Here is a 23,847-nt window from a genome sequence, read left to right on the forward strand (position 1 = left end):
ATCCCGATTCCCGGAAAGCCGAAACAACGGGCCGGAAAACGCTACGATGCGCGACGCCGGGAGAGCGGCGGAATCGACGATCGGAGTCAGGGTGAAAACGGGGGCGGACGCCGCGCGAGCGGAGATCGTCGAGTTCTGGCGCACCGTGGAAATGTTCAGCCCGCAGACGGTGGACAAAGTCAACCGGGAGAAGGCGGTGTTCGGCCTCCGTCCGGGCCAGCCGTTGCCGTGGGACCCCGAGCACGACCTCGCACGCCGGAAACTGCTCCCGCACCAGGCCTGGCGACACGTCGTCTATCTGGGTGTCTACCGCCTCGACGAGGTGTTCGAGGCATTGGCGCGCGTCTTCGAACCGGACAAGGACAGCTACGACGAGCGCCCCACGGGGGACAGCGCGCTCGCCGCCTTCGTCGTGAACGAAGACGGATGTGCCCTGCTCGACTCCGAAGTCCTGTCCTGCTGCGCGTGGGCGACCGGTCAGGTCGTACGCGATCACCGCTGCGAGCCGGACTGGCCGGCGCTCTTCCAGGACGACCTGCTCCGCTTCTCCGGCGCGTGGCGGGATCTGGTGACCGACGAGCTGCACGTGGAGGGCGAAGCCCTGCAGTACGTCCCGCAGGTGCTCGACCACGAAGCGCTCACCGAATGCCTGGCCGCCGCGGTCGCCGCCGCCGGAACGGCCGGGACGCTGTCCAGCCCGGAGATCCGGATCAGCAGCCAGATCGTCGCCCGGCGCAAGGCGGACGACGTGGCCGGTCACGACTTCCTCAACAGCTTCATCTTGGACGACCTCGACCACGTCTCCCGCCGCGTGGCCGAAGGCCACTTCGGCGCCGCGCTGCACGATTACCTGCTGCCGCACGCCGCATTGCGCACGGCCGAGCGCGTCGACGTGCGCACCAATCCCGACGTCGTGCTGGCCGCGACGGCCCCCGACGCCGTGCCGGACGGCCGCTGGCCGAGCAAACCGGAGCACGCGCTCGCGCTCAACCAGCAGCTGGCGGTGAGCACGGCGCTGCGGACGGCGGACGAGGGTGGCGTGATGGGCGTCAACGGCCCACCCGGCACCGGCAAGACCACGATGCTGCGCGACCTCATCGCGGGTCTGGTGGTGCGACGCGCCCACGAGCTGGCCGCGCTGCCCGAGCCCGGCGACGCCTTCACCGGCCGGAAATCGACGTGGCGCACCGGGGACCGCAAACGGGCGCTGTCCCACTGGCGTCCGGAACTCACCGGCTTCGAGATCGTCGTCGCCTCGGCGAACAACGGCGCCGTGCAGAACGTCACCGACGAGATCCCGGCCGCGTCCGCCATCGACGAGAACTGGGCGGACCGGGCGGCCGCCGTCGACTACTTCCCCGCCATCGCCACCGCGTTGCTCGCACCGGACCCCGAGGCCGACCCGCGGAAGCCGCACGACGCGCCGTCCGACCACCCGGCTTGGGCGCTGATGGCGGCTCGGCTGGGGAACAAGGGCAACCGCGGCCGGTTCGTCAGCACGTTCTGGTACCACACTCCGGACGACCCCGAAGCGGACGACGCGTGGTACGGCCTGCTGTCCGTGCTCAAGGGTTACGAGCAGGAAATACCCGAGCAGTCCTGGTCCGCGGCCGTCCGCGAGTTCCGGGCCGTCGAAGCCCGCGTCGCCGCCGGCCGGGCCGAACGCGCGGAGTTCCACCAAGCCGGGCAACGCCTTCCGCGGTTGCGGAAGAGCGTGGTCCGCCGGCAGGAAGACGTGTCGGCCGCGGACACGCGAGTGGCGAAAGCGGAAGCCCGGCGCACAGCAGCCATCGGCGAGGAGAAAACCCGGGCCACCGAGGCACTCGGCATTGCTCGAACCCGCCAAGCCGAGCTCGAGGAACTGGCCCGTGACCGCGTCGTCCACGCGGAACGGTTCGTCGAGGCGCGCCGATCGGACCTCGAGCGCATCGGCACGGCCGGTCTCGCCGAAGCCGAACGGACCGTGCGGACACGACGAGCCGAGCTGGACGGCCGGGAGCGGGCCCTCGTCGCCCACCGGTCGGCCCTGCCCGGGACCTGGGACCAGCTGCGGACACTGGGGCGTGCGCGCAAGCGATGGTCCTGGCACCACGACCGGCTGGTCAACCAGGAAGACGCGGCCAGGCAGGAGCTGGCGGCGGCGCAGCGGAGTCGCGAGGCCGTCCAGTGGGAGGTCACCACCGCTCAGCGCGCGTTCGACGACGCGGTTCGCGAGCTGAGCGAGGCGCGCGCCACGCTGACCGCCGGCATCCCCCTGCCGGACGTCGACCACCGACCGCTGGTCGCGGCCCGCCGGGAGGTGGCGCTCGCCGATCAGGAGCTGTCCGCCGGGCTCCAGGCCCGGGCTGAGGCACAGCAGCGCCTGCAGGCCGACGAGCGCGAGCTTTCCGCGAGCACCGATCTGATCGAGAAAGCGAAGATCGCGCTCGGTCCGCACTTCCCCGATGACACCTGGTGGGAGGATCGCGAACGCCGGGAGTCGAGCGCACTGTGGACCGACGCCGGCTGGAACACCACGCGAAGCGAGCTGCTGTTCGCCGCTTTGGCACTGCACAAGGCATTCATGCGGCACGCGGCCACCAAGGTGCGGCAAAACCTCCAGGCCGCCATGGACGTTCTCAGCGGCGACGCACCTCGTGACGCGCCGGCCGAGGCGATCCGGGTCGCGTGGCAGAGTCTGTTCTTCGTGGTCCCGGTCGTTTCGACGACCTTCGCGTCCTACGCGCGCCTGTTCGGCCGTCTCGGCAAGGAGGCCTTGGGCTGGCTCCTCATCGACGAAGCCGGACAGGCGACGCCGCAGAACGCGGTCGGCGCCCTGTGGCGGACGCGCCGCGCACTCGTCGTCGGCGACCCCCTCCAGCTGGAGCCGATCACCACGTTGCCCTTCCGCGCCGAGCAGGCGATCCGCACCGAACTGGGCGTCGACGAGCAGTGGCTGACCAGCCAGACGTCGGTCCAGCGCCTGGCCGACCGGCTCACCAGGCTGGGCACCCCGCTGCGTGACGACGAGGGCGAGACGTGGGTCGGGGTCCCGTTGACCGTGCACCGGCGGTGCGACCAGCCGATGTTCCACATCGTCAACACGGTCGCCTACGACGGTCTCATGATCGACGGTACCTCGCCGGCCTTGGGCCGGAAGTTCGCCGAATCCTATCCGGATCTCCCGGCGTCGAAGTGGATCGACGTGACCGGCGACAGTGCGCGGGGACACTGGATCCCCGACGAGGGCCGTCAGCTCGATCGCATCCTCGAAACGTTGACGCGGCTGGACTTCGACATGTCCGAGGTCATGGTGATCGGCCCGTTCCGGGACATCGCCCGCCAGGTCGCCATGCGCGCCGGCCGTCACCGGGGGCTGGTGGCCGGAACGGTGCACACCGCCCAGGGCAAGCAGGCCGACATCGTGATCCTGGTTCTCGGCAGTGCGCCCGACCGGCCGGGCGCCCGCAACTGGGCTTCGAGCAAACCCAACCTGCTCAACGTCGCCGTGAGCCGCGCCAAGCGACGGCTCTACGTGATCGGCGATCACCGGGAATGGGCGCGGTGGCGGTATTTCAAGACGCTGGCCGCGCACTTGCCCCATTCCGCACCGGTCGGGCGGTAACGTCCGGTCCGCGACGCACCGCGGGCGCTCACCCGGCATCGGGTGAGCGCCCGCGTTCGTCCGTCGTGACCGGACGTCAGCCCTGGGAGATGTAGGCCTCCAGTTGTTCCTGGCTCTGCTCCAGCTGCTCCATCCGGTTCTTCACCACGTCCCCGATGGAAATGATCCCCGCGAGGCGGCCGTCGGCCAGTACCGGGACGTGGCGGATGCGGCGCTGGGTCATCAGGACCGACAGCTGGTCCACCGAATCATCCGGCGAACAACTCGCCACCAGCTTCGTCATGATCTCCGACACCGGCCCGTCCAGCAGGCCCGGACCATGCTCGTTCAGGCGCCGGACCACGTCTCGTTCCGACACGATCCCCGCTATCGATCCGTCCGGGGCGACGACCACCATCGCGCCCACGTTGTTTTCGGCCAGGCCGGCCAGCAGCGCGGTCACCGTGGTCTCCGGGGTGACCGTTGCGACCGCCGACCCCTTCTTGCGCAGCAGATCCGCAATCCGCATGGCGATCCTTCCCGTCGGTGAGCTGGATCACCACAGGGTAAGGGCACCGGGACGTGCGCGAAAGTCCGGCAAACGGGGCGAATTCGTGGTATGAAAAAGTTTCAGCCGAGACGTTCGGCCAGGCCGTCCAAGGCCAGGCGGATGCCGGCCGCGTAGTCGTCGTCGCACAGGGCGTCCAGCCGGCGCCGGGCCAGTTCCAGCTGCTCGCGCGCCGCCGCGAGATCACCCAGTTTGCGGTAGTCCTCGCCCAGGTTGAGGTGCAGCGACGGGTAGAACCCGCGCACGGCCAGCGACGAGTGGTATTCCTGGGCCCGCGAGTCGGTCAGCGAGTCCGCCGCCGCCAGCGCGCGCAGGTCCCACTCCAGCTCCTCCGCCGGGTCGTCGCAGACGTCGGCCAGGTGGTGTGCCAGCGCGACGCGGTGCAGCGGGTCGCCGTCCGGCCCGATCGACGCCCACAGCTCCGTGAAGGTCGCGTACGCGCCCGCGCGGTCGCCGCCGATGTGCTGCCGCAGGCCGGCGTCGATCGCCACCATCACGTCGTCGGTCATGCCGCTCCCTCGTCCGCCAGCGCCCGCAGCCGGGCCAGCCCCGGGCCGATCCGCTCGGCCGCGACCGCACCGTAGCCGAACACGAGCCCGTGCCGCCGCTCCCCCACGGCGAAGTCCCCCAGCGAATACAGCCGGACGCCGTCGCGGCGCGCGCGACGGACCAAAGGCGACAGATCCACCGGAGCGGACGCACTCAGGTGCAAACCCGCGGAAGACGGCAGCGGCGTCAGGAAATCGAAGTCCCGGAGGAACGACGACAGCAGCTCGTGCCGTTCGCGGTAGACCTTCCGCATCCGCCGGACGTGCCGCGCGAAGCCGCCCTCGGCCATGAACGCCGCCAGCGCCGCCTGCTCGACGTTCGGCGCGTGCCAGTCGGTCAGGTACCGGGCCTTCACCAGCGACGGCACGAGCGACGGCGGCGCGACCAGGAAGCCCAGCCGCAGCGCCGGGGAAAGCACCTTCGAAAACGAACCGACGTACACGACCCGGCCACGGGAATCCAAGCTGTGCAACGGTTCCAGCGGCCGGCCGGTGTAGCGGAACTCGGTGTCGTAGTCGTCCTCGACGAGCACGGCGTCGTTCCGCTCGGCCCAGTCCAGCAGCTCGAGCCGCCGCTCCAGCGACATCGACAACCCCAGCGGGTACTGGTGCGACGGCGTCACGTACACCAGCCGCGTCCCGGCCGGGATGGCGCGGACGACGATCCCGGACGCGTCCACCGGCACCGGCGCGACCCGCACGCCGCGCGCGGCCAGCACCAGCCGCGGCGGCGGGTAACCGGGATCCTCGACGGCGGCCACGTCCCCGGCGCGCAGCAGCACGCGCCCGACCAGGTCGGTCGTCTGCTGGGCCCCGGCGGTGACGACGACCTGGGCCGCGCTCGCGCGCACGTCGCGCGACACCCCGATGTGCCGCGCGATCTCGGCGCGCAACGCGAGGAGACCCTGCGGGTCGCCGTAGGTCATCAGGTCGGCCTGGCCCGCGCGCAGCCGCTGCGTGACGAGCCGCCGCCACGTGTCGAACGGGAACCGCGTCAGGTCCGGGACGCCGGGCCGGAAGTCGAACTCCGGCGCCGGGGCGAACGGCGCGGGCGGCGACGGCACCGCGTCCCACTCCGGCAGCGGCCGCACCCCCGAAACCGAGGACGGCGCGGGCCGGGTCAGCGACGAGGCCGTGACGAACGTGCCCGCGCCGACGCGCCCGGCGAGGAACCCCTCGGCGGTGAGCCGGTCGTACGCCGCGCTGACCGTCGTCCGGGAGACCGCCAGCCGCTGCGCCAGCTCCCGCGTCGGCGGCAGCGCCTCGCCGGACCGGATCCGGCCGTCCAGGATCGCCGCGCGCAGCTGCCGGTAGATCGCGTCGCGGTGCCCGCGCGTCCCGGACAGGTCGATGTGGACGTCCATCGCTCCAGATTGGCACACCGGAAGTGGCCGGGCTTTGGCACTGTTCGTGGTCCGCTCCCCCCGCCTAGCGTGCGAAGCATGGATCTCCGCGAACTCGACCGCCGCAGCCTGCTCGTGCTCGACAAGCTCGTCGCCACCGTCACGCCCGCCGACCTCGCGCGCCCGACCCCGTGCGCCGGCTGGACCCTGGCCGACCTCCTCCGCCACCAGGTCAGCGAGAACCACGCGTTCGCGACCGCGGCCCGCGATGGCTCGGCCCCGGACTGGGACGCCGGCGACCTGGGCGACGACGCCCCCGCCGCGTACCGGGCTTCCGTCGACGACTTCCTCGCCGCCATGGCCGACGACGCCGTGCTCGACCGGCAGCTCACGATCAACCACTTCGGCACGTTCCCCGGGACGGTCGCCGCGCACATGCACCTCGTCGACACCGTCGCGCACGGCTGGGACCTGGCCCGCGCGCTCGGCCTGCCCTACGAGCCGGACGCCGAAGCCGTGCACGTCGCGCTGAAACTGGCCGAGCGCATCCCCGACGAAGGCCGCGAGAAGAACGGCTCGTTCGCGCACCGCGTCGAGCCCGAAGCGGACGCGAGCGAACTCGACCGGTTCCTCGCCCTCCTCGGTCGCGACCCGGCGTGGACGGTCAGCTGACGTCGCCGGGCCCGGCGCTCCACGTGTCGCACGCCTTCGTCGTCTTGACGTCGTAGCCGGCCTTCGCCCAGGACAGCTGGTGGGCACGCGAGCCGTGGGTGTCGCTGTCGTTGGCGCGGCCGTAGTCGGCGACGGCGGCGTTCGCCAGCGAGCGGCTCACCGAGCCCGAGCCGGCGACCGCGGCCAGGAACAGCGCGCCGAAGCAGTTCGCCTGCAGCTCGATCCGGCGGACGACCTCCTTGTCGGCCGCGCTGTCCTCGTTCGGCGAGGTCATCTTGTCCGCCGCCGCGGACAGGATGCCGCTCTCGCGCTGCACGTGGTGGCCGTACTCGTGGGCGATCGTCGCGATGTGCCGCGCCTTGTTGAGCCCGGCGTCCGACAGCATCCAGTCGGTCGGGGCGTAGATCGTGGTGTCGCCGCCGCAGTAGTAGGCGACGGCTTCGTTCTTCGTCGGCGCTTCGCCGCACGCGCTGTGCTCGGGCAAGGTCACCGAGACGGTCGCGGTCAGCGTCGGCTCGTTCGCCTTCCGCAGGGCCGGGCGCCACGACTGCTCCAGGCAGTCGACGAGCGCCCCGTAGTAGGCCTTGAGCTGGTCGGCGGCCCGGCCGAGATCGGGCAGCGAGCACGTGGCGGGCCCGGGCGTGATGCCGTCGGAGAGCAGCGGGTTGCGGGCCAGCTCGGGCACGGCCTTCGCGGGCTTCCCGTCCGAGCCGCCGCTGTACGCGCGGCCGGTGTCGACGCCCTGCGCCACGAACGCATGCCCGTCGACCCGGTGCGGGATGGTGGCCGCGATCAGCGAGATCGCCAGCACGACGATCATGACGCCGGCGACCGCGCCCCAGAGCCGGTTGCGCGGCGGGGCGATCGGGACCGGGGGTGCGGCGGCCCAGTTCGGTGCCCAGGGGTTCGGTTCGGGCACCCACGCGGGCTCGGGAGACCGGGCCACCATCGGCGGCGGTGGTGGCGGCCCGGACTCGCCCGGACGTCCCGAGCCGTCGGTGTCGGTCACGTTCTCCCCCTGCTCGATGGCACCAGCATACGGACACCCGAAGAGGGGAGGATCACGAAACGAAAACACCGCCCGGTGGCCAGTGGGACCGCCAGCAGGCGAAACTGAACCTTGTTCTGGTCAGAACGGCGCTACGGGCCGAAACTTCGCTCACCTGCGTGACCGTTGCGCCGGGCGACGGCTGAATAAGGTTCACTGTCGGCATGAGTGTCGAGGATCCCCACCTGTGGCTGGAAGACGTGACCGGCGAGGAAGCGCTGGACTGGGTGCGCGCCCGCAACGGCGAGACGCTGGCCGAGCTCACCGAAAGCCCCCGGTTCGCCGAGCTGCGTGACGAGCTGCGCGAGGTGCTCGACGCCGACGACCGGATCCCGTACGTGCGCCGCCGCGGGGAGCTCCTCTACAACTTCTGGCAGGACGCGAGCCACCCGCGCGGCCTGTGGCGGCGCACGACGCTCGAGTCCTACCGGCGGCCCGAGCCCGAGTGGGAGCTGCTGCTCGACGTCGACGCGCTGGCCGAGGCCGAGGGCGAGAACTGGGTCTGGCAGGGCGCGACCGTGCTGCGGCCGGACTACCGCCGCGGCCTGGTCGAGCTGTCCCGCGGCGGCGCGGACGCCACGGTCGTGCGCGAGTTCGACCTGGACGCGCACGAGTTCGTCGAGGGCGGCTTCACCGTGCCGGAGGCGAAGACGCGGATCGGCTGGATCGACGAGGACCGCGTCTACATCGGCACCGACTTCGGTGAAGGCACGCTGACCAGCTCCGGCTACCCGCGGCTGGCCAAGGAGTGGCGCCGCGGCACGCCGCTCGAGGCGGCGACGACGGTCTACGAGGGCAAGCCCGAAGACGTCTCGATCGGCGCGTCCCACGACCCGACCGAAAGCTTCGAACGCGACTTCGTCAGCCGCTCCGTCGACTTCTACCGTTCCGAGCTGTACCTGCGGACGCCCGAAGCGCTGGTCAAGATCGACGTGCCGGACGACGCGAGCGCGTCCGTCCACCGCGAGTGGCTGCTGGTCCGGCCGCGCACGGCGTGGACGACCGGCGGCACCGAGTACCCGGCGGGGTCGCTGATCGGCATCCGGTTCGACGACTTCATGGCCGGCGACCGCGCCTTCACGACGCTCTTCACCCCCGACGACCACACCTCGCTCGACTACTGGGCCTGGACGCGCCACCACCTGCTGCTCGGCACGCTGCGCGACGTCCGCACCGAGCTGCGCACGCTGACGCCGGGCCCGGACGGCTGGGCCGAGGAACCGCTGTCCGGCGGGCCGGAGTTCGGCAGCGCGGACATCTTCGACACCGACCCCGACGTCAGCGACGAGTACCTGATCAACTCCAGCGGCTTCCTCCAGCCGTCGACGTTGAGCTACGGCCATGTCGGCGAAGAGGTCGAAGTGCTGAAGCAGGCTCCGGCGTTCTTCGACGCTTCGGGCATGGAGGTCGCGCAGTACTTCGCGACGTCGGAAGACGGCACGAAGATCCCGTACTTCGTCGTCCGGCCGTCCGGCGCGGAAGGCGGGCCGACGCTGCTGACCGGCTACGGCGGCTTCGAGGTCTCGCTGACGCCGTCCTACAGCGGGATGATCGGCCGCGGCTGGCTCGCGCGCGGCGGCACGTACGTCGTCGCGAACATCCGCGGCGGCGGCGAGTACGGGCCGAGCTGGCACACCCAGGGGATCAAGGCGCACCGCCACCGCGTCTACGAGGACTTCGCCGCGGTGGCCACGGATCTCGCCGAGCGCGGCATCACGACGCCGGAGCAGCTCGGTATCCAGGGCGGCAGCAACGGCGGCCTGCTGATGGGCGTCATGCTGACGCGCTACCCGGAGCGGTTCGGCGCGATCGTCAGCCAGGTGCCGCTGCTGGACATGCGCCGCTACCACTTGCTGCTGGCCGGCGCGTCGTGGATGGCCGAGTACGGCGACCCCGACGAAGCGGCCGAGTGGGAGTTCATCGCGAAGTACTCGCCGTACCAGAACGTCCACAGTGGACGCGCGTACCCGCCTTCGCTGTTCGTGACGTCCACGCGCGACGACCGCGTGCACCCCGCCCACGCCCGCAAGATGGTGGCGCGCATGCGTGAGCAGGGGCACGACGTCCGCTATCACGAGAACATCGAAGGCGGCCACGGCGCCGCGGCCGACAACGAGCAGCTGGCGTTCAAGTGGGCGCTGGTGTTCGAGTTCCTGTGGGAGCAGCTCACGAAGTACTGAGCCGTTGGTTACTAATCCGGCCACAGTCACGGCCGGATGGCTTTCGCGGCAACGGTTGCCTGCCGCTCAGGGGCCGGCCTACTTTTGGTCGGATCAGTAACGTGCGCGAGCACGACGCCACCGACGATCAGGGCCAGCGCGGCCACCCGGCCGACGCTGAGCGGGTCCTTGGTCACGACGACGCCGAGCACGATCGCGCCGACGGCGCCGATCCCGGTGAACACCGCGTAGGCGGTGCCCACCGGGACGGTGTCCATCGCGCGCGAGAGCAGGTACACCGCGGCGGCGCCGAGCACGAAGCACAGCAGCGTCGGCCACGGCTTCGTGAAGCTCTCCGTCGGCTTGATGCTCTGCGACCAGGCGATCTCGACGAGCCCGGCGCAGACGAGCGTCACCCAGCCCATGAGACGCCTTCGAGAGCCTGACGACGGGAAGCCACGCGGTCGGCTTCGCGCGCGGCGAGGTGCGGGTCGACGAGGGCGTTGGTCAGCTCGGCGTGCACGAACCGGACGTCGTCGACGTCGTAGTGCCCGGCGAAGAAGTCGCGCAGGTAGCGCTCGTGGTGGTCGAACGGGGCTCTCGGCGTCCCGGGCGCATACGTCCCGCCGCGGGCGCCGGCGACGACGAACGCCTTGCCCCGCAAGGACATCCGCGGGAACGTCACCTGGTCGATCCACGTCTTGAGCGCGGCCGGGATCGAGAAGTTGTACATCGGCGCGCCGATGAGGACGACGTCGGCTTCGAGCAGCTCGGCCAGCAGCGGTTCGACGATCGCCCAAGCCTGCTTCTGTGACGGCGTCTCGACGACGTCGGCGTAGCGCTCCGGGTCGGTGATGCCCGCGGTCAGGAGTGCGTCGCAGATCTCGGTCCACGCCTCGCCGATCACGGGGACCGGGTCGGCGGCGAGGTCGCGGTAGGTGCGGGTGCCCGCCCAAGTGGCGGCGTAGCGCGCGGACAGCTCGCGCGAGAACGACGCGCGGCGGGCGCTGGAGTCGAGGTGCAGCAGGTGGCTCACGATTTCCTCCTCAAGTGGACACGGCGTCCAGTTGAGGCCAACTGGACGTCCCGTCCGCTTATTCCCTAGGCTCGCGCCATGCCCGAACGCGCCGACGCGGCCCGCAACCGCGCGAAGATCCTCGCGGCGGCCGACGAGCTGTTCACCGCCCACGGCGCGGCCGACGTGACGATGGAGGACATCGCCCGCGCGGCCGGCGTCGGCCGCGGAACGCTCTACCGCCGCTACCCGGACCGCGCGTCGATCGCCGTCGCCCTCCTGGACGAGCACGAACGCCGGTTGCAGGAGTCGCTGCTGCGCGGTGACCCGCCACTCGGCCCGGGCGCACCGCCGGCCGAGCGACTGGCGGCGTTCTACGCGGCGATGGTGGACCTGCTGGAGCGGCACGCGCACCTGGTGCTGGGCACGGAGGTGGGCCACTCCCGCTTCACGACGGGCGCGTACGGCTTCTGGCGCACGCACGTCCGGGTCCTGGCGGCGGGAGCCCCCGACCCCGACGTCCTGGCCGACATCCTGCTGGCGCCGCTCGCGCCGGAGCTGTACCTGCACCAGCGCGCGCGGGGCGTGTCGCCGGAGCGGATCACGGCGTCGCTTTCGGAATTGGCCCGTCTACTTTAGATGAGGCCCCGTGGCCGGGCGCGCTTCGGGATGTACCGCGGCTTCGGTTTCGACTCCTCACCCCGGATTCGCGCGAGGGCGACTTCGAAGGCGGTGAGCACATCGGCGACGAAGACGAGCCGTCCGACGCCGAGCCGGTGCAGCGCCGGGCCGTGATCGATCGCGACGGTGACCGCGACGCCGAGCAGCAGCACCCGCCAGGCCCCGAACACCGCGGCACGCACCGGTTTCGCCACGCCCGCGAACCCGATCCGCAGCCGGTGGCAGTGGAAGGGCACGTGCCGTTCTTCGTCGGCGAGGATCCGGGCGGCGACCTGCGTGACGAGCGGGTCGCCGGCGCCGTCGCGCAGGGCGCGGTAGTACCGCAGCGCGACGACCTCGGCGATGAGCAGCACCATCAGCTCCAGCCGCAGCCCGAGTGCCTGTCGCAACCACACGAACACGGTGTCGGACCAGTGCGTCGAGATGGTGGGCACCCCGGCGGCGCCGAGGAGCGCGGCGAGCATCCGCGCGTGGTTCTGCTCTTCGGCGACGAAGAGCCGAACGGCGGCGAGGTAGTCGCCGTCGCCGGCCTTGGCGATGAGGTTGGCGCCGTCCCCGGCTTCGCCAACTTGGAACCGTTGGATGCTGCGCGCGACGTCGGGGTGCAGCCGGGCCCCGCGCGCCCAGGGCGGATCCTCGCGACGGCGTCGGCGCTCGGCTTCCGCTTCGAATTCCCGCAACCAGTTCATCGAGCCCGATGATGCCGCCCGGCCGTGGATTTTCCGAGCGGCTCCGGTGGAGATCCCGTGAAGGTCGACGGCTACCAAGTTAGAATGCTAGCATCCTGTCATGACGGACAAGGACGTCAAGCAGTTCAACGTGTACCTCCCCGTCGACCTGATCCGGGAGGTCAAGCACTACGCCGTCGACACCGGGCAGTCACTGTCGGCGCTCGTCACCGAGGCGCTTCGCCAGTACCTCGCCACCGAAGGAGAACAGCGATGACCACCACCGGGATCACGGCCGTGTACCTCGAGACGCACAACTGGGGGAAGGCGGCGAAGTTCTTCCAGGCCCTCGGCTACGAAATCGACTTCGCGACCGACCACAACTCGGGGTTGCTGCGCAACGGCGACGGGCCCTACCTGTTCATCGCCGAAGTACCCGAAAGCCGGCCGATCGGGACGCAGCTCGTCCTGAAGACCGACAGCGACGTGCCACCCGACGTCGAGGTCGTGTCACCGTTCGAGGACACCCACTTCGGGACGCGCGAGATGACCGTCCGCGACCCCGACGGGCGCGAGTGGATCCTCCAGGCCGGGAACTGAAGCAAGAACCGGGCTGCCGTCCACAGCCGCCGTTGTCCGGCGGCCGTCCCGGGAGGATGGGACGCCGGAACGGCCCGGCTGCTCGCCGGCCTCGGCTTCGAAGCGCTGGCCACGACGAGCCTCGGCGTGGCCAACGTGGTGGGCCGGACCCGGGCGCGCCGATCTACGACTTCGGCCTGGCCGTCGACCGCGTCGGCGCGGCCGTGGAGACGGCGCGCGCCCGATCGGTGGTGCTCACGGCTCGCACCGAGAACCAGCCCTGGGGCGCGAACGACTTCGCCGACACGATCAAGCGCCTGCAGGCGTTCGAGGAAAGCGGGCGCCGACGTCCTGTACGCGCCGGGCCGATCTCCGAGCTGTGGCAGGCGTTCGACTGAGTCGGACGCCTGCCACAGCTCGACGGTCAGCTACAACCCGAAGTCGCGCCGCAGCCTTCGCAGGCGTAGCACGAGCCTGCCGGGCGCATCTTCGTTCCGCACGTCATGCACAGCGGGGCGTCCGCCGCCTTGCCGAGGCGCAGCTCCATCAGCTCCGTCGTCGTCTGGGCCTCGCGGTGGGGGTGCTCCGGCTCCGCCACGTGCGGCTCCGGCGTGGAGTCCACTGTGGACTGAAGGGATTCGAGGTCGACCTTCGGGGCGCCGTAGGTGGCCTCCACCTCCGCCGATCGCTCGTCCGCCGACAGGATGCCCAGCTGCGCACGCTTCTCCTGCGGCAGGTAGTCCAGCGCCAGGCGGCGGAACAGGTAGTCCATCACGCTCGTCGCGATGCGGATGTCCGGGTCGTCGGTCATGCCCGCCGGCTCGAAGCGCAGGTTCGAGAACTTCGAGACGTAGAACTCGAGCGGGATGCCGTGCTGCAGGCCCACCGAGATCGACATCGAGAACGCGTCCATCACGCCGGCCAGGGTCGACCCCTGCTTGCCCAGCTTGACGAAGATCTCGCCGAGGCCGTCGTCCGGGTACGAACCCGCCGTCAGGTAGCCCTCCGCGCCGCCGACGGTGAACGACACCGTCTGGCTCGGGCGCTTCTTCGGCAGGCGCTTGCGCACCGGCCGGTACTCGACGACCTTCTCCGGCTCCGCGGCCGCCTTCTCCTTCTTGGCCGTCGACAGCGGCTGGCCGACCTTGCAGTTGTCGCGGTAGATCGCGAGGGCCTTGAGACCGAGCTTCCAGCCCTGGAAGTAGATCTCCTCGACCTCTTCGACCGTCGCCGACTCCGGCATGTTGACCGTCTTCGAGATGGCGCCCGAGAGGAACGGCTGCACCGCGGCCATCATCCGGACGTGGCCCATCGGCGCAATCGAGCGCTCGCCGACCGCGCAGTCGAACACCTCGTAGTGCTCGGGACGCAGCCCCGGCGCGTCGACGACGTGGCCGTTCTGCGCCACGAACTCGACGATCGCCTCGACCTGCTCGTCCTGGTAGCCGAGCGCGGTGAGCGCGCGCGGCACCGTCTGGTTGACGATCTGCATCGAGCCGCCGCCGACGAGCTTCTTGAACTTCACCAGCGAGAAGTCCGGCTCGATCCCGGTGGTGTCGCAGTCCATCATGAAGCCGATGGTGCCGGTGGGCGCGAGCACCGATGCCTGCGCGTTGCGCCAGCCGTGCTTCGTGCCAATGTCGAGACCCTTCTTCCACTCCTCCGTCGCCAGCGCGCGGACCGCGGCGTCGTTGGCGTGGTAGGTGCGGACGAGCTCGTTCGCCGCCGCGTGCTTGCGCATCACGCGCTGGTGCGACTCGGCGTTGCGCGCATAGCCCTCGTACGCGCCGACCGCCTGGGCCATCTCGGCCGAGCGCCGGTACGACACGCCGGTCATCAGCGACGTGATCGCCGCCGCCAGCGCGCGGCCGCCGTCGGAGTCGTACGCGTGGCCCAGCGCCATGAGCAACGCGCCCAGGTTCGCGTAGCCGATGCCGAGCTGGCGGAACTTCCGCGTGGTGTCGGCGATCGGCTCGGTCGGGAAGTCCGCGAAGCAGATCGAGACGTCCATCGCCGTGATGACGAACTCGACGGCGCGCGCGAACAGCGGCGCGTCGAACGTGCCCTCGGGCGTGACGAACTTGAGCAGGTTCAGCGAGGCGAGGTTGCAGCTCGAGTTGTCGAGGTGCATGTACTCGCTGCACGGGTTGGACGCGGTGATCCGGCCCGACTCCGGGCAGGTGTGCCAGTCGTTGATCGTGCCGTCGTACTGGATGCCGGGATCGGCGCACTCCCAGGCCGCCTGCGCGACGTCGCGGAACAGCTTCTTCGCGTCGGTCCGTTCGATGACCTCGCCGGTGAGCCGGGCACGCAGGCCGAAGTCGGTGCCGTTCTCGACCGCCTGCATGAACTCGTCGGACACGCGGACCGAGTTGTTCGCGTTCTGGTACTGCACCGAGGAGATGTCCGCGCCGGAGAGGTCCATGTCGAACCCGGCGTCGCGCAGGACCTTGATCTTCTCCTCTTCGCGCGCCTTCGTCCGCACGAACTCCTCGATGTCCGGGTGGTCGATGTCGAGCACGACCATCTTCGCCGCGCGCCGGGTGGCGCCGCCGGACTTGATGGTGCCCGCGGACGCGTCGGCGCCGCGCATGAACGAGACCGGGCCGGACGCGGTGCCGCCGGAGGTCAGCAGCTCCTTCGAGGAGCGGATGCGGGAGAGGTTCAGGCCGGCGCCGGAGCCGCCCTTGAAGATCAGGCCCTCCTCGCGGTACCAGTTGAGGATCGACTCCATCGTGTCGTCGACGGCGAGGATGAAGCACGCGCTGACCTGCTGCTTCGACGACGTGCCGACGTTGAACCAGACCGGGGAGTTGAAGCTGAAGACCTGGTGCAGCAGCATCCAGGTAAGCTCGTGCTCGAAGATTTCGAGGTCCTGCGGCGCGGCGAAGTAGCCGTGGTCGCGCGCCGCCTTGACGTACGTCTTCACGACGCGGTCGATGAGCTGTTTGAGGCTGCGCTCGCGCTGCGGGCTGCCGACCGCGCCGCGGAAGTACTTGCTGGTGACGATGTTGGTGGCGTTGACCGACCAGGACGCGGGGAACTCCACGCCGCGCTGCTCGAAGTTCACCGAGCCGTCGCGCCAGTTCGTCATCACGACGTCGCGCTGTTCCCAGGTCACCTCGTCGTAGGGGTGCTTCCCCTCGGTGGTGAAGACCCGCTTCACGCTCAGCCCGCCGGCTGCCTTGCTCTTCTTGCCGGCGGCGGCGCCGGTCCTGGTTCCCACGGTTTCGGTCATCGGTCGAACCCTCACTCCCGCAGCGGGACGGTCAGTCGCCGTCTGCTCGCTGATCGCTCTCCTCCGGGGCAGCAGAACCCGCAATGGCCTCACGAAGATCGGCGATCTCCTTCTCGAAGTCCTCGACGGACGAGAAGGAGCGGTAGACGCTGGCGAACCGGAGGTAGGCGACCCCGTCGAGCTCACGCAGCGGGCCCAGGATGGCCAGGCCGACCTCGTGACTCGGGATCTCCGCCAGACCGGCGGAGCGGATCGACTCCTCCACGCGCTGCGCGAGCTGCTGCAGCGCGTCGTCGTCGACCGGCCTGCCCTGGCAGGCGCGGCGGACGCCGCTCACCACCTTGTCCCGGCTGAACTGTTCGGTGACCCCGGACCGCTTGACGACGGCGAGCACCATCGTCTCCGAAGTCGTGAACCGCCGTCCGCACGACGCGCACGAGCGCCGCCTGCGGATCGCCTGGCCTTCATCCACCTCTCGGGAGTCGACGACCCGGGAGTCCGCATGCCGGCAGAACGGGCACCTCATCCGCCGATCACCTTCCCCTCACGGCCGGCCGCCCCGGTCGACGCCCACGCGGCCACCATGCACCCCTGCACCTGGTGATCGTTTTGTGGACATCCGGTGGGTAAGAGCCGACCAGCTGTGGACAACTGCTGCCCAGTCTACCCCAACCTGTGGACCAACTACAGCGGTGTAACTACTACATATAGCGGGCGAGCGTAGAACTCGGAGGGGACGGACGCAAGCGGCGCGGCCGGGGCGGGACCCGCCCGGGTGAGGATGAATCGGTCGCGATTTGAAGGCTCGGGGTGGCTTGGGACGGGATCGGGAAGCCGCGGGGACGACATCACCCTGGTGGAGCAGTGGGACCGGGGGGTCGAGCGGCCCGGGCCGGTGTCGTGAAGGTGGCCGGGTTCCGCCTCCGGTGGGATCGGCGGTTTCACTGGAGCGGGTGATTCACGGCGGTCGTTCGGGACAAGCGGGACCGGCTCGTGCCGGTGGGCGTCGTTCGGTTCGTTCAGGGTGGCCACTGACCACCGGACTCATGTCACCCGAATGGAGCAGCGAGACCGGGGCGGCGAGCACCGTGTGGGCCTGGCAGCGCCGCGGGTGCGGCTCTCACGCCACGATCGGCGGCATCCCCGGCGGGCCGCCATCCGCGAGGGCCTCCTGCCGCGCGATCGTCGGCATGCCGACGAGCAGTCATCCGCGAGCACCTCTCTGCCGAGCGATCAGCGCCATCTCGGCGGACCGTTATCCGAGGGACAGCATCGACCGCGCGACCACCAGCACTCCGGCGGGCCTGGTAGCGCCGCGGGGGCCATCTCCCGCGCGATCGGCGGCATCCCGGCGGGCTCGACAGAGCCGCGGGGCACCCGCTGCCGGGCGATCACCGACCCCTCGGCGGGCAGTCACCCACGAGCACCCAGCTGCCGCACGACCGCCGACACCTCGGCGGGCCAGCACCGCTGGACACCCTCCCTCGCGCGACCGGCGGCATCCCGGCGAGCAATCACCCCCCCGAGCACCCTCCCCCGCACAACCGGCGGCATCCCGGCGAGCAGTCATCCCCGAGAAGGCGTCACGGTGCGGGAACGGCGTCGGCGACCGGGACCGTCAGCGGCAGCCCGGGCACCAGAATCGCCTCGTCCAAGCGGTTGAGGTCCTTGATCCGGGCGACGACCGCGCTCGCGTCGCTGTCCGGGGCGAACCGCGCGGCCAGCGAAGAAAGGGTGTCGCCCTGGCCGACCGAGACCGTCGCCGTGCGCTCCGGCACCGGTGCGTTCGCCGCCGCGCCGCCGCCGAACAGGCCCAGACCGGTGACCACCAGGCAGCTCGCGACGGCGAGCGCGGCCAGCCACGGCCACCGCACCGGCACCCGGCGGGGCGCCGCGCACGGGGAGCCGGCCGGCCCGCGACCCGCGACGACCCGCGCGCGTGTCGGCGGGCGCTGGACCTCGCCGCGGCGTCCGCGCAGGACGCGCACGGGGCGGGGTGGCGCCGGGACCGGGATCGCCGGGCGGGCTTGCCCGCGTTCGGCCAGAATGGACATCCGAACCTCCTCGAAACCCTGGTGTCCGCCCGTTTCCGGGGCCGGTGCCGGCCCGTGGATCAAGGTCGAACAGGCGTTCTATCGAACGCCCGTGCGAAGGTCTACCACCTACCACCGACAAAATCGAGCGGACACGGCGTGTCGATCGAACAGATGTTTGAAATCGTCGTGCCCGGGGGCTAACGTCGGTGACCAGGGCATCTGCCGGGCAGATGCCGCCGGCGAGCCTGCCCGCACCCCGCGGGCGGCGGCCGGCGCGCGATACGTGCAGCGAACGTCTGGGAGGCGACGCAAGTGGCGAAGGAGAACAAGGCGGGCAGGACCAGTGGGTCCCCCGGGGGCAGTGTGCACCCCATGCCCGAGGTCTACGACGTGGACGAGACTCTCACCGTCCGCCAGCAGCAGGTGCTCGACGTGATCCGCGGCTGGGTGAGCCGCTTCGGCTACCCGCCGAGCGTCCGCGAGATCGGGGAGGCGGTCGGGCTGACGTCGACGTCGTCGGTCTCGCACCAGCTGCGTGCCCTGCAGCGCAAGGGTTACCTGCGGCGGGACGCGAACCGCCCCCGCGCGGTCGGCGTGCTCTCGGCGACCGACGACAACCCCATGGGCATCGAGATGGACCAGCAGCCGGTCATGCCGAAGGCGGCGTACGTGCCGCTGGTCGGCCGGATCGCCGCCGGTGGCCCGGTGCTGGCCGAGCAGGCCATCGAGGACGTGTTCCCGCTGCCGCGGGAGATCGTCGGCGAGGGCGAACTGTTCCTGCTGAAGGTCACCGGCGACTCGATGATCGACGCGGCCATCACCGACGGCGACTGGGTCGTGGTCCGGCAGCAGCCGGACGCCGACAACGGTGAGATCGTCGCGGCGATGATCGACGGCGAGGCGACGGTCAAGACGTTCAAGCGCAAGGGCGGCCACATCTGGCTGATGCCGCACAACGAGGCGTACGACCCGATCCCCGGTGACGACGCCACGGTGCTCGGCAAGGTCGTGGCCGTGCTGCGACGCCTTTGAGAGGTGGCTTCCGGGCTATCGCACGGCCCGGAAGGTTCACCTGATCAGATGATCTTGGCCGTGGGGAGCCGAGATCGGCAGTGGAGCCACCGCGGGCGTGATCCCGCCGGCGGGCAGGACGGGAAGCCCGGCCCGTCCCCCGCCGAGCCGGACGACGTGCTCGTGTTCGCCCCTCCGTGCGATGCGCAGGACGCGCGGCCGCAGCGGCCGCGCCCCGCACCGCGCGGAGGGGTCGGCCGGTTCACCGGACAGCCGAGGCGGGAGAGCGCCGCGATTCGAGTCCCGCGGACGTTTCAGCCGCGGCGGCGCCGCAGCCTGCTGAACCCGAACCACCCGAGCCCCACCGCGGCGACCGCGATCCCCGCCGCCGGCAGGACCGGTACTCCCCCACTGTCCGAAGCGGACCCGCCACTCGCGCTCGACGTCGGCTTTCCATCCGTCGAAGCAACCGAAGCCGCCAGCGCGGCCGCTCCGCGAACCGCGCGGATCGGCTCACCGACACCTTCGCTGCCCGACAGCAACGTCCCGTCCGGGTCGAACGCGATCGCCTCGCCCTGCTTCTCCCCCGGCAACGGGATCCGCGCCGGCGTCCGCTGCAACGCCGCGAGCACATCGCCGTCCGGCGCCGGATACACATACGCATCCGTATAGGTCCGCAGCGCCACGACACTTCCGTCGGCCGACGTCGCGCCGCCCGTCACGAGCACCGAACCGAACGAACCCACCGGGCCGCCCTGGGTGTCGGTCTCCGAGATCTTCACCGTGCCGACCTCTCCAGGTTGGTCGGCCCAGGACTGGCCAGCGGCCCCGACGGCCGGTACACGCGGGCCTCGCCGAGGATGTCCTTGGTGATCAGGTACGGCGTCCCCGCCTTGTCCATGATCAGCGCTTCGGTGTCGTGCTGGCCGTCCGGGTACGTGAGCCGGTGCAGCGTCAGCTTGCCCTCGGGACTCATCTCCAGCAGGGCGACCGTCAGCCGGCCCTTCTTGTTGTCCCCGGTGTCGGACAGCCACAGCCGGCCGTCGGACGTCCGGGCCAGGTCTTCGACGTCGAAGGGGTCGGTCTTGTCCGTGAGGACCTTCTGGACCTTGCAGTCCCGGCCCAGGACGAACACCTGGACCTTGCTGCCGCCGTCGTTGATCGCGTACAGCTTCGAGCCGTCGGACACCAGGCCGGACAGCTCGCCGATCCGGGAGTCCTTCACCGTGCACAGCGTCTCCGGGGCCGCCGGAGCCGCGGAAGCCGGGACGGGCCCGCTGAGAACGCTCAAAGAAACTGCCGCGAGAGCGACCACCCAGCGCACCCAGCCACCTCCGTAGTGTGCGATCCCCGTGGACCGCACACTACGGAGACGTCTCAGGCCCTGGTCGAGTTGGTCTCGTACTCGCGCAAAGCCGCGGCGAAGTCCGGGCGGACCCGCACCAGCAGGCGCGTGCCCTCCTCCACGTGCTCCTCTTCGAGCACTTCGCCGTCCGCGTGCGCCCGCGCGACGAGCTCTCCACGCGTGTACGGCACGAGGACCTCGACCGTGACCTCCGGCCGCGGCAAGCGGTCGGCGATCACCTCGACGAGCTCCGCGATGCCCGCCCCGGTCCGCGCCGAGACCGGCACCGAGCCGGCCAGCGCGTGCCGCAGCCGGGCGAGGCTGACCTCGTCGGACGCGTCGATCTTGTTGATCACCAGCAGCTCCGGCGGGAGCGGCTCCTTGCGCTTGCGCGTGATCTCGCCGAGCACCTCGCGCACGGCGCTGACCTGCTCCTCCGGCGCCGGGTCGGCCCCGTCCACCACGTGCAGCAGCAGGTCCGCGTCCGCGGCCTCCTCCAGCGTCGAGCGGAACGCGTCCACCAGCTGGTGCGGCAGGTGCCGCACGAACCCGACGGTGTCGGTCAGCGTGTAGCCGCGCCCGTCGGCGGTCTGCGCGCGCCGCGTGGTCGGGTCGAGGGTGGCGAACAGCGCGTCCTCCACCAGCACCCCGGCCCCGGTCAGCGCGTTGAGCAGGCTCGACTTGCCGGCGTTGGTGTAGCCGACGATCGCCACGCTGGGCACCTCGTTGGCCAGCCGCCGCCCGCGCTTGGTCTCGCGGATCGTGTCCATGGCGGCGATCTCCCGGCGCAGCTTCGCCACGCGCTTGTTGATCCGCCGCCGGTCGGTCTCGAGCTTGGTCTCACCGGGACCACGCAGGCCCACGCCGCCGTTCGCGCCACCCGCGCGGCCACCGGCCTGCCGGGACAGCGACGCACCCCACCCGCGCAGGCGTGGGATCAGGTACTGCAGCTGGGCCAGCTCGACCTGCGCCTTGCCCTCCTTGGACCGGGCGTGCTGGGCGAAGATGTCGAGGATCAGGGCGGTCCGGTCGATGACCTTGACCTTGACCTTCTCCTCGAGCTGCCGTAGCTGGCCCGGCGAGAGCTCGCCGTCGCAGATCACGGTGTCGGCGCCGGTGGACACGACGATGTCGCGCACTTCCCGCACCTTGCCCGAGCCGATGTAGGTGGCCGGGTCCGGCTTGGTCCGCCGCTGGATGAGCCCTTCGAGGACCTCCGAGCCCGCCGTCTCGGCCAGGCGCGCCAGCTCGGCCAGCGACGCCTCGGACTGCAGGGCGCTGCCCTCGGTCCACACGCCGACCAGCACGACGCGTTCGAGCCGCAGTTGCCGGTACTCGACCTCGGTGACGTCGTCGAGCTCGGTGGACAGCCCCGCGACCCGGCGGAGCGACGCCCGGTCCTCGAGCTCCATTTCGCCTGTCGACGGGTCGCCGTCGTACAGGTCGTCGTCGTGGTCTTCGGTGTGTGTCAGTTCTGTCATCGTGCCTCCATGTTCCCACGATTCGCCGCGGGAACCGAACTTTTACGTGCTGGGATAGGTGGCGAGGTAGACCGCGGTGCGCTCGGCGCCGGGACGGCGGGGGCGCGCGCGGAACTCCTCGAGCAGGGCGTTGAGCCGGGTTTCCAGCTCCGCCCGCTCCTCGGGGGCCACCTGGACGACCAGGCGTGTCTGGTGCACGCCCTCGAATCCGGTGTCGGCGATCTCGGCCAAATAGGCCTCGAGTACCGCCTGCTCCACGTCCTTGTCACCGCATGAGTCGAGTGTCCACGACAGCCCCGTCGAAAGATACGGAATTTCCTTCGCGCCCCGGGCTCCGCGGCGCGGCGGCTGCGCGGCCAGGAATCCGGTCTCGACGAGCTTGCGCACGTGGTGCAGGGTCGTCGCGGGGTCCCGCCCGAGCCGTCCGGCGAGCTCCTTGTTCGTGAGCGCCTCCGAGAAGGTCAACCGGATGATGCGCAGCCGTATTCCGGAGGCCAGGGCGGCAGCCTCGGCTTCGGTGGCGGCACGTCGTTTCTCAGAGGGCACGCGCACAGCCTAGAGCGAACAGTGATTGACACTTTCCAATCACTCGCGGCAGACTCGGGAACCATGCACCGGGGGTCACTCTTCCGTCACGCCGACTTCAGGCGGCTCTTCGCCGGCGACACGGCCAGCCAGTTCGGCGTGTTCGTCGGGAACACCGCCGTCCCGCTGCTGGCCGCTGTGACACTGGCCGCGACGCCGTTCGAGATGGGCCTGCTCACCGCGGCCGAGACGCTCGCCTTCCTGCTCATCGGGCTGCCCGCGGGCGTGTGGGTCGACCGGATGCGCCGCCGCCGGGTCATGCTCACCGCCGACCTCACGCGGGCGGCGCTGCTGCTGAGCGTGCCGGTCGCCTGGTGGGCGGGGGTGCTGACGCTCGCCCAGCTGCTCGTCGTCGTGTTGTTCGTCGGTATCGCGACGGTGTTCTTCGACATCGCCTACCAGTCGTACCTGCCCTCGCTCGTCGGCCGGGAGCACCTCCTCGAGGGCAACGCCAAGCTGCAGGCCGTCCAGTCGACCGCGCAGATCGCCGGGCCGAGCGCGGCCGGCGTGCTGGTCCAGCTGGTGACCGCGGCGAACACGGTGCTGGTCACCGGCCTCGGCTTCGTCACCTCGGCGCTGTGCCTGCTGAGGATCCGCACGGAGGAACCCGCGCCGCGGCGCGACGGCCACGCCCGGCTGCTCCCGCAGATCGCCGAAGGTCTGCGGTTCGTCTTCTCCGACAAGCCGTTGCGGGCGATCGTGGGCACGACGGCGACGGCGAACTTCTTCAACGGCGCGTTCATGGCCGTGTACGTGCTGTTCCTGACCCGGACCGTCGGGCTGCCGCCGGCCGCGGTGGGCCTGCTCATGGCGGTCGGCGGCGCCGGCGGCATCCTCGGCGCGGTCTGCTCGGGCGCGGTCACCCGCCGGGTCGGCCAGTCCCGCGCGATCTGGCTGGTCCCGCTGGTCACCGCGCCCGGCTACCTGCTCATCCCGCTCGCCGCGCCGGACTGGCGGCTCGGGCTCTCCGGGTTCGGGCTCGTCTTCAGCGGGTTCGGGATCATCATCTACAACATCGCGCAGGTTTCGTACCGGCAGGCGATCTGCCCGGACCGGCTGCTCGGCCGGATGAACGCGAGCGTGCGGTTCGTCGTCTGGGGCACCATCCCGCTCGGCGGCCTGCTCGGCGGCGCGCTCGGCGAAGGACTCGGGCTGCGCGGCGCGATGTGGGTTGCCGTCACCGGCGAGGCCGCCGCGGTCCTGTGGGTCGTGTGCTCGCCCTTGCGGCACCTGCGCGACCTGCCGACCGAGGCGAAAAGCGATTCCACGGCCGCCTAGAGTTGCTTC

Annotated in this window: 21 protein-coding genes and 1 pseudogene; 9 read left to right on the forward strand and 13 right to left on the reverse strand. The window is 70.9% G+C overall.

What is annotated here, in order from left to right:
* Positions 1-91 precede the first annotated feature (91 nt).
* Positions 92-3,604: an AAA domain-containing protein gene (locus ABZ342_RS27890; protein WP_360478811.1), complete on the forward strand. Its 3,513-nt coding sequence runs from the start codon at positions 92-94 to the stop codon at positions 3,602-3,604.
* A 76-nt stretch (positions 3,605-3,680) separates the two neighbouring features.
* Here the strand turns inward: ABZ342_RS27890 and ABZ342_RS27895 are convergent, their stop codons facing one another.
* From ABZ342_RS27895 to ABZ342_RS27905, 3 genes are all read right to left on the reverse strand, one after another.
* Positions 3,681-4,112, reverse strand: a complete 432-nt coding sequence (locus ABZ342_RS27895; RefSeq protein WP_360478814.1) for a CBS domain-containing protein — start codon at positions 4,110-4,112, stop codon at positions 3,681-3,683.
* Between the two features lie 101 nt (positions 4,113-4,213).
* Positions 4,214-4,660 carry a hypothetical protein gene (locus ABZ342_RS27900; protein WP_155542091.1) on the reverse strand — a complete coding sequence of 149 codons (447 nt, stop codon included), beginning with the start codon at positions 4,658-4,660 and terminating at the stop codon, positions 4,214-4,216.
* Entirely contained in the window at positions 4,657-6,063 is a 1,407-nt protein-coding gene (locus ABZ342_RS27905) for a PLP-dependent aminotransferase family protein (protein WP_360478817.1), read from the reverse strand. Before ABZ342_RS27905 ends, ABZ342_RS27900 begins: the two co-directional genes overlap by 4 nt.
* A gap of 78 nt (positions 6,064-6,141) precedes the next feature.
* Between ABZ342_RS27905 and ABZ342_RS27910 the strand changes: the two genes are divergently transcribed.
* Entirely contained in the window at positions 6,142-6,714 is a 573-nt protein-coding gene (locus tag ABZ342_RS27910) for a TIGR03086 family metal-binding protein (RefSeq protein ID WP_360478820.1), read from the forward strand.
* Here ABZ342_RS27910 and ABZ342_RS27915 read toward each other — a convergent pair.
* Entirely contained in the window at positions 6,707-7,663 is a 957-nt protein-coding gene (locus ABZ342_RS27915) for a neutral zinc metallopeptidase (protein ID WP_155544332.1), read from the reverse strand. The genes ABZ342_RS27910 and ABZ342_RS27915 overlap by 8 nt on opposite strands.
* 263 nt (positions 7,664-7,926) lie before the next feature.
* Here ABZ342_RS27915 and ABZ342_RS27920 point away from each other — a divergent pair, with 263 nt between their 5' ends.
* Positions 7,927-9,942 carry a prolyl oligopeptidase family serine peptidase gene (locus ABZ342_RS27920; protein WP_360478823.1) on the forward strand — a complete coding sequence of 672 codons (2,016 nt, stop codon included), beginning with the start codon at positions 7,927-7,929 and terminating at the stop codon, positions 9,940-9,942.
* Between the two features lie 26 nt (positions 9,943-9,968).
* Here the strand turns inward: ABZ342_RS27920 and ABZ342_RS27925 are convergent, their stop codons facing one another.
* Positions 9,969-10,346: a multidrug efflux SMR transporter gene (locus ABZ342_RS27925; protein WP_360478825.1), complete on the reverse strand. Its 378-nt coding sequence runs from the start codon at positions 10,344-10,346 to the stop codon at positions 9,969-9,971.
* The gene (locus ABZ342_RS27930; protein ID WP_360478828.1) at positions 10,334-10,957 is read right to left on the reverse strand and encodes an NAD(P)H-dependent oxidoreductase; all 624 of its coding nucleotides are present in this window, start codon (positions 10,955-10,957) and stop codon (positions 10,334-10,336) included. Before ABZ342_RS27930 ends, ABZ342_RS27925 begins: the two co-directional genes overlap by 13 nt.
* A gap of 78 nt (positions 10,958-11,035) precedes the next feature.
* Here ABZ342_RS27930 and ABZ342_RS27935 point away from each other — a divergent pair, with 78 nt between their 5' ends.
* On the forward strand, positions 11,036-11,575 hold the full coding sequence (locus ABZ342_RS27935; RefSeq protein WP_360478831.1) for a helix-turn-helix domain-containing protein: 540 nt from the start codon (positions 11,036-11,038) through the stop codon (positions 11,573-11,575).
* Here ABZ342_RS27935 and ABZ342_RS27940 read toward each other — a convergent pair.
* Positions 11,572-12,306, reverse strand: a complete 735-nt coding sequence (locus ABZ342_RS27940; RefSeq protein ID WP_360478833.1) for a ferritin-like domain-containing protein — start codon at positions 12,304-12,306, stop codon at positions 11,572-11,574. The genes ABZ342_RS27935 and ABZ342_RS27940 overlap by 4 nt on opposite strands.
* A 100-nt stretch (positions 12,307-12,406) precedes the next feature.
* On the opposite strand from ABZ342_RS27940, the gene ABZ342_RS27945 reads away from it, so the two are divergent.
* From ABZ342_RS27945 to ABZ342_RS27955, 3 genes are all read left to right on the forward strand, one after another.
* Positions 12,407-12,562, forward strand: a complete 156-nt coding sequence (locus tag ABZ342_RS27945; RefSeq protein ID WP_360478835.1) for a CopG family transcriptional regulator — start codon at positions 12,407-12,409, stop codon at positions 12,560-12,562.
* Positions 12,559-12,885: a VOC family protein gene (locus ABZ342_RS27950; protein ID WP_360478837.1), complete on the forward strand. Its 327-nt coding sequence runs from the start codon at positions 12,559-12,561 to the stop codon at positions 12,883-12,885. The genes ABZ342_RS27945 and ABZ342_RS27950 overlap by 4 nt, the downstream gene beginning before the upstream one ends.
* 203 nt (positions 12,886-13,088) lie before the next feature.
* A complete protein-coding gene (locus ABZ342_RS27955) occupies positions 13,089-13,262 on the forward strand; it encodes a hypothetical protein (protein WP_360478840.1) in 174 nt (57 codons plus the stop codon).
* A gap of 26 nt (positions 13,263-13,288) precedes the next feature.
* Here the strand turns inward: ABZ342_RS27955 and ABZ342_RS27960 are convergent, their stop codons facing one another.
* The 3 genes from ABZ342_RS27960 to ABZ342_RS27970 all read right to left on the reverse strand — a co-directional run bounded on the left by ABZ342_RS27960 (position 13,289) and on the right by ABZ342_RS27970 (position 18,156).
* Positions 13,289-16,102 (reverse strand): vitamin B12-dependent ribonucleotide reductase, encoded by a 2,814-nt coding sequence (locus tag ABZ342_RS27960; protein ID WP_360478843.1) that lies wholly within the window; start codon positions 16,100-16,102, stop codon positions 13,289-13,291.
* 31 nt (positions 16,103-16,133) lie between these two features.
* Complete coding sequence (gene nrdR, locus ABZ342_RS27965; RefSeq protein WP_155542080.1) at positions 16,134-16,628, reverse strand: transcriptional regulator NrdR; 495 nt, start codon at positions 16,626-16,628, stop codon at positions 16,134-16,136.
* 1,057 nt (positions 16,629-17,685) lie between these two features.
* A complete protein-coding gene (locus ABZ342_RS27970) occupies positions 17,686-18,156 on the reverse strand; it encodes a LysM peptidoglycan-binding domain-containing protein (RefSeq protein WP_155542079.1) in 471 nt (156 codons plus the stop codon).
* Positions 18,157-18,510: 354 nt separating this feature from the next.
* Here ABZ342_RS27970 and lexA point away from each other — a divergent pair, with 354 nt between their 5' ends.
* Positions 18,511-19,170 (forward strand): transcriptional repressor LexA, encoded by a 660-nt coding sequence (lexA, locus tag ABZ342_RS27975; RefSeq protein ID WP_196425240.1) that lies wholly within the window; start codon positions 18,511-18,513, stop codon positions 19,168-19,170.
* 293 nt (positions 19,171-19,463) lie between these two features.
* Here the strand turns inward: lexA and ABZ342_RS27980 are convergent.
* From ABZ342_RS27980 to ABZ342_RS27990, 3 genes and pseudogenes are all read right to left on the reverse strand, one after another.
* Positions 19,464-20,473, reverse strand: a pseudogene (locus ABZ342_RS27980) (hypothetical protein).
* 53 nt (positions 20,474-20,526) lie between these two features.
* A complete protein-coding gene (gene hflX / locus ABZ342_RS27985; protein ID WP_360478848.1) occupies positions 20,527-21,975 on the reverse strand; it encodes a GTPase HflX in 1,449 nt (482 codons plus the stop codon).
* A gap of 42 nt (positions 21,976-22,017) precedes the next feature.
* The gene (locus ABZ342_RS27990; protein WP_360478851.1) at positions 22,018-22,521 is read right to left on the reverse strand and encodes a winged helix-turn-helix domain-containing protein; all 504 of its coding nucleotides are present in this window, start codon (positions 22,519-22,521) and stop codon (positions 22,018-22,020) included.
* Between the two features lie 63 nt (positions 22,522-22,584).
* Between ABZ342_RS27990 and ABZ342_RS27995 the strand changes: the two genes are divergently transcribed.
* Positions 22,585-23,838: an MFS transporter gene (locus ABZ342_RS27995; protein ID WP_360478854.1), complete on the forward strand. Its 1,254-nt coding sequence runs from the start codon at positions 22,585-22,587 to the stop codon at positions 23,836-23,838.
* The last annotated feature ends 9 nt before the right edge of the window (positions 23,839-23,847 follow it).

Origin of the sequence: Amycolatopsis sp. NPDC005961, assembly GCF_040629235.1 — a bacterium.
Classification (GTDB): domain Bacteria; phylum Actinomycetota; class Actinomycetes; order Mycobacteriales; family Pseudonocardiaceae; genus Amycolatopsis; species Amycolatopsis camponoti.

What these genes read in the sequence shown, in the direction of transcription:
- ABZ342_RS27895 (WP_360478814.1), bottom strand. Translation starts at nt 4,112, where the DNA reads ATGCGGATTGCGGATCTGCTGCGCAAGAAGGGGTCGGCGGTCGCAACG.
- ABZ342_RS27900 (WP_155542091.1), bottom strand. Translation starts at nt 4,660, where the DNA reads ATGACCGACGACGTGATGGTGGCGATCGACGCCGGCCTGCGGCAGCAC.
- ABZ342_RS27905 (WP_360478817.1), bottom strand. Translation starts at nt 6,063, where the DNA reads ATGGACGTCCACATCGACCTGTCCGGGACGCGCGGGCACCGCGACGCG.
- ABZ342_RS27910 (WP_360478820.1), top strand. Translation starts at nt 6,142, where the DNA reads ATGGATCTCCGCGAACTCGACCGCCGCAGCCTGCTCGTGCTCGACAAG.
- ABZ342_RS27915 (WP_155544332.1), bottom strand. Translation starts at nt 7,663, where the DNA reads ATGGTGGCCCGGTCTCCCGAGCCCGCGTGGGTGCCCGAACCGAACCCC.
- ABZ342_RS27920 (WP_360478823.1), top strand. Translation starts at nt 7,927, where the DNA reads ATGAGTGTCGAGGATCCCCACCTGTGGCTGGAAGACGTGACCGGCGAG.
- ABZ342_RS27925 (WP_360478825.1), bottom strand. Translation starts at nt 10,346, where the DNA reads ATGGGCTGGGTGACGCTCGTCTGCGCCGGGCTCGTCGAGATCGCCTGG.
- ABZ342_RS27935 (WP_360478831.1), top strand. Translation starts at nt 11,036, where the DNA reads ATGCCCGAACGCGCCGACGCGGCCCGCAACCGCGCGAAGATCCTCGCG.
- ABZ342_RS27940 (WP_360478833.1), bottom strand. Translation starts at nt 12,306, where the DNA reads ATGAACTGGTTGCGGGAATTCGAAGCGGAAGCCGAGCGCCGACGCCGT.
- ABZ342_RS27945 (WP_360478835.1), top strand. Translation starts at nt 12,407, where the DNA reads ATGACGGACAAGGACGTCAAGCAGTTCAACGTGTACCTCCCCGTCGAC.
- ABZ342_RS27950 (WP_360478837.1), top strand. Translation starts at nt 12,559, where the DNA reads ATGACCACCACCGGGATCACGGCCGTGTACCTCGAGACGCACAACTGG.
- ABZ342_RS27960 (WP_360478843.1), bottom strand. Translation starts at nt 16,102, where the DNA reads ATGACCGAAACCGTGGGAACCAGGACCGGCGCCGCCGCCGGCAAGAAG.
- nrdR (WP_155542080.1), bottom strand. Translation starts at nt 16,628, where the DNA reads ATGAGGTGCCCGTTCTGCCGGCATGCGGACTCCCGGGTCGTCGACTCC.
- ABZ342_RS27970 (WP_155542079.1), bottom strand. Translation starts at nt 18,156, where the DNA reads ATGTCCATTCTGGCCGAACGCGGGCAAGCCCGCCCGGCGATCCCGGTC.
- lexA (WP_196425240.1), top strand. Translation starts at nt 18,511, where the DNA reads ATGCCCGAGGTCTACGACGTGGACGAGACTCTCACCGTCCGCCAGCAG.
- hflX (WP_360478848.1), bottom strand. Translation starts at nt 21,975, where the DNA reads ATGACAGAACTGACACACACCGAAGACCACGACGACGACCTGTACGAC.
- ABZ342_RS27995 (WP_360478854.1), top strand. Translation starts at nt 22,585, where the DNA reads ATGCACCGGGGGTCACTCTTCCGTCACGCCGACTTCAGGCGGCTCTTC.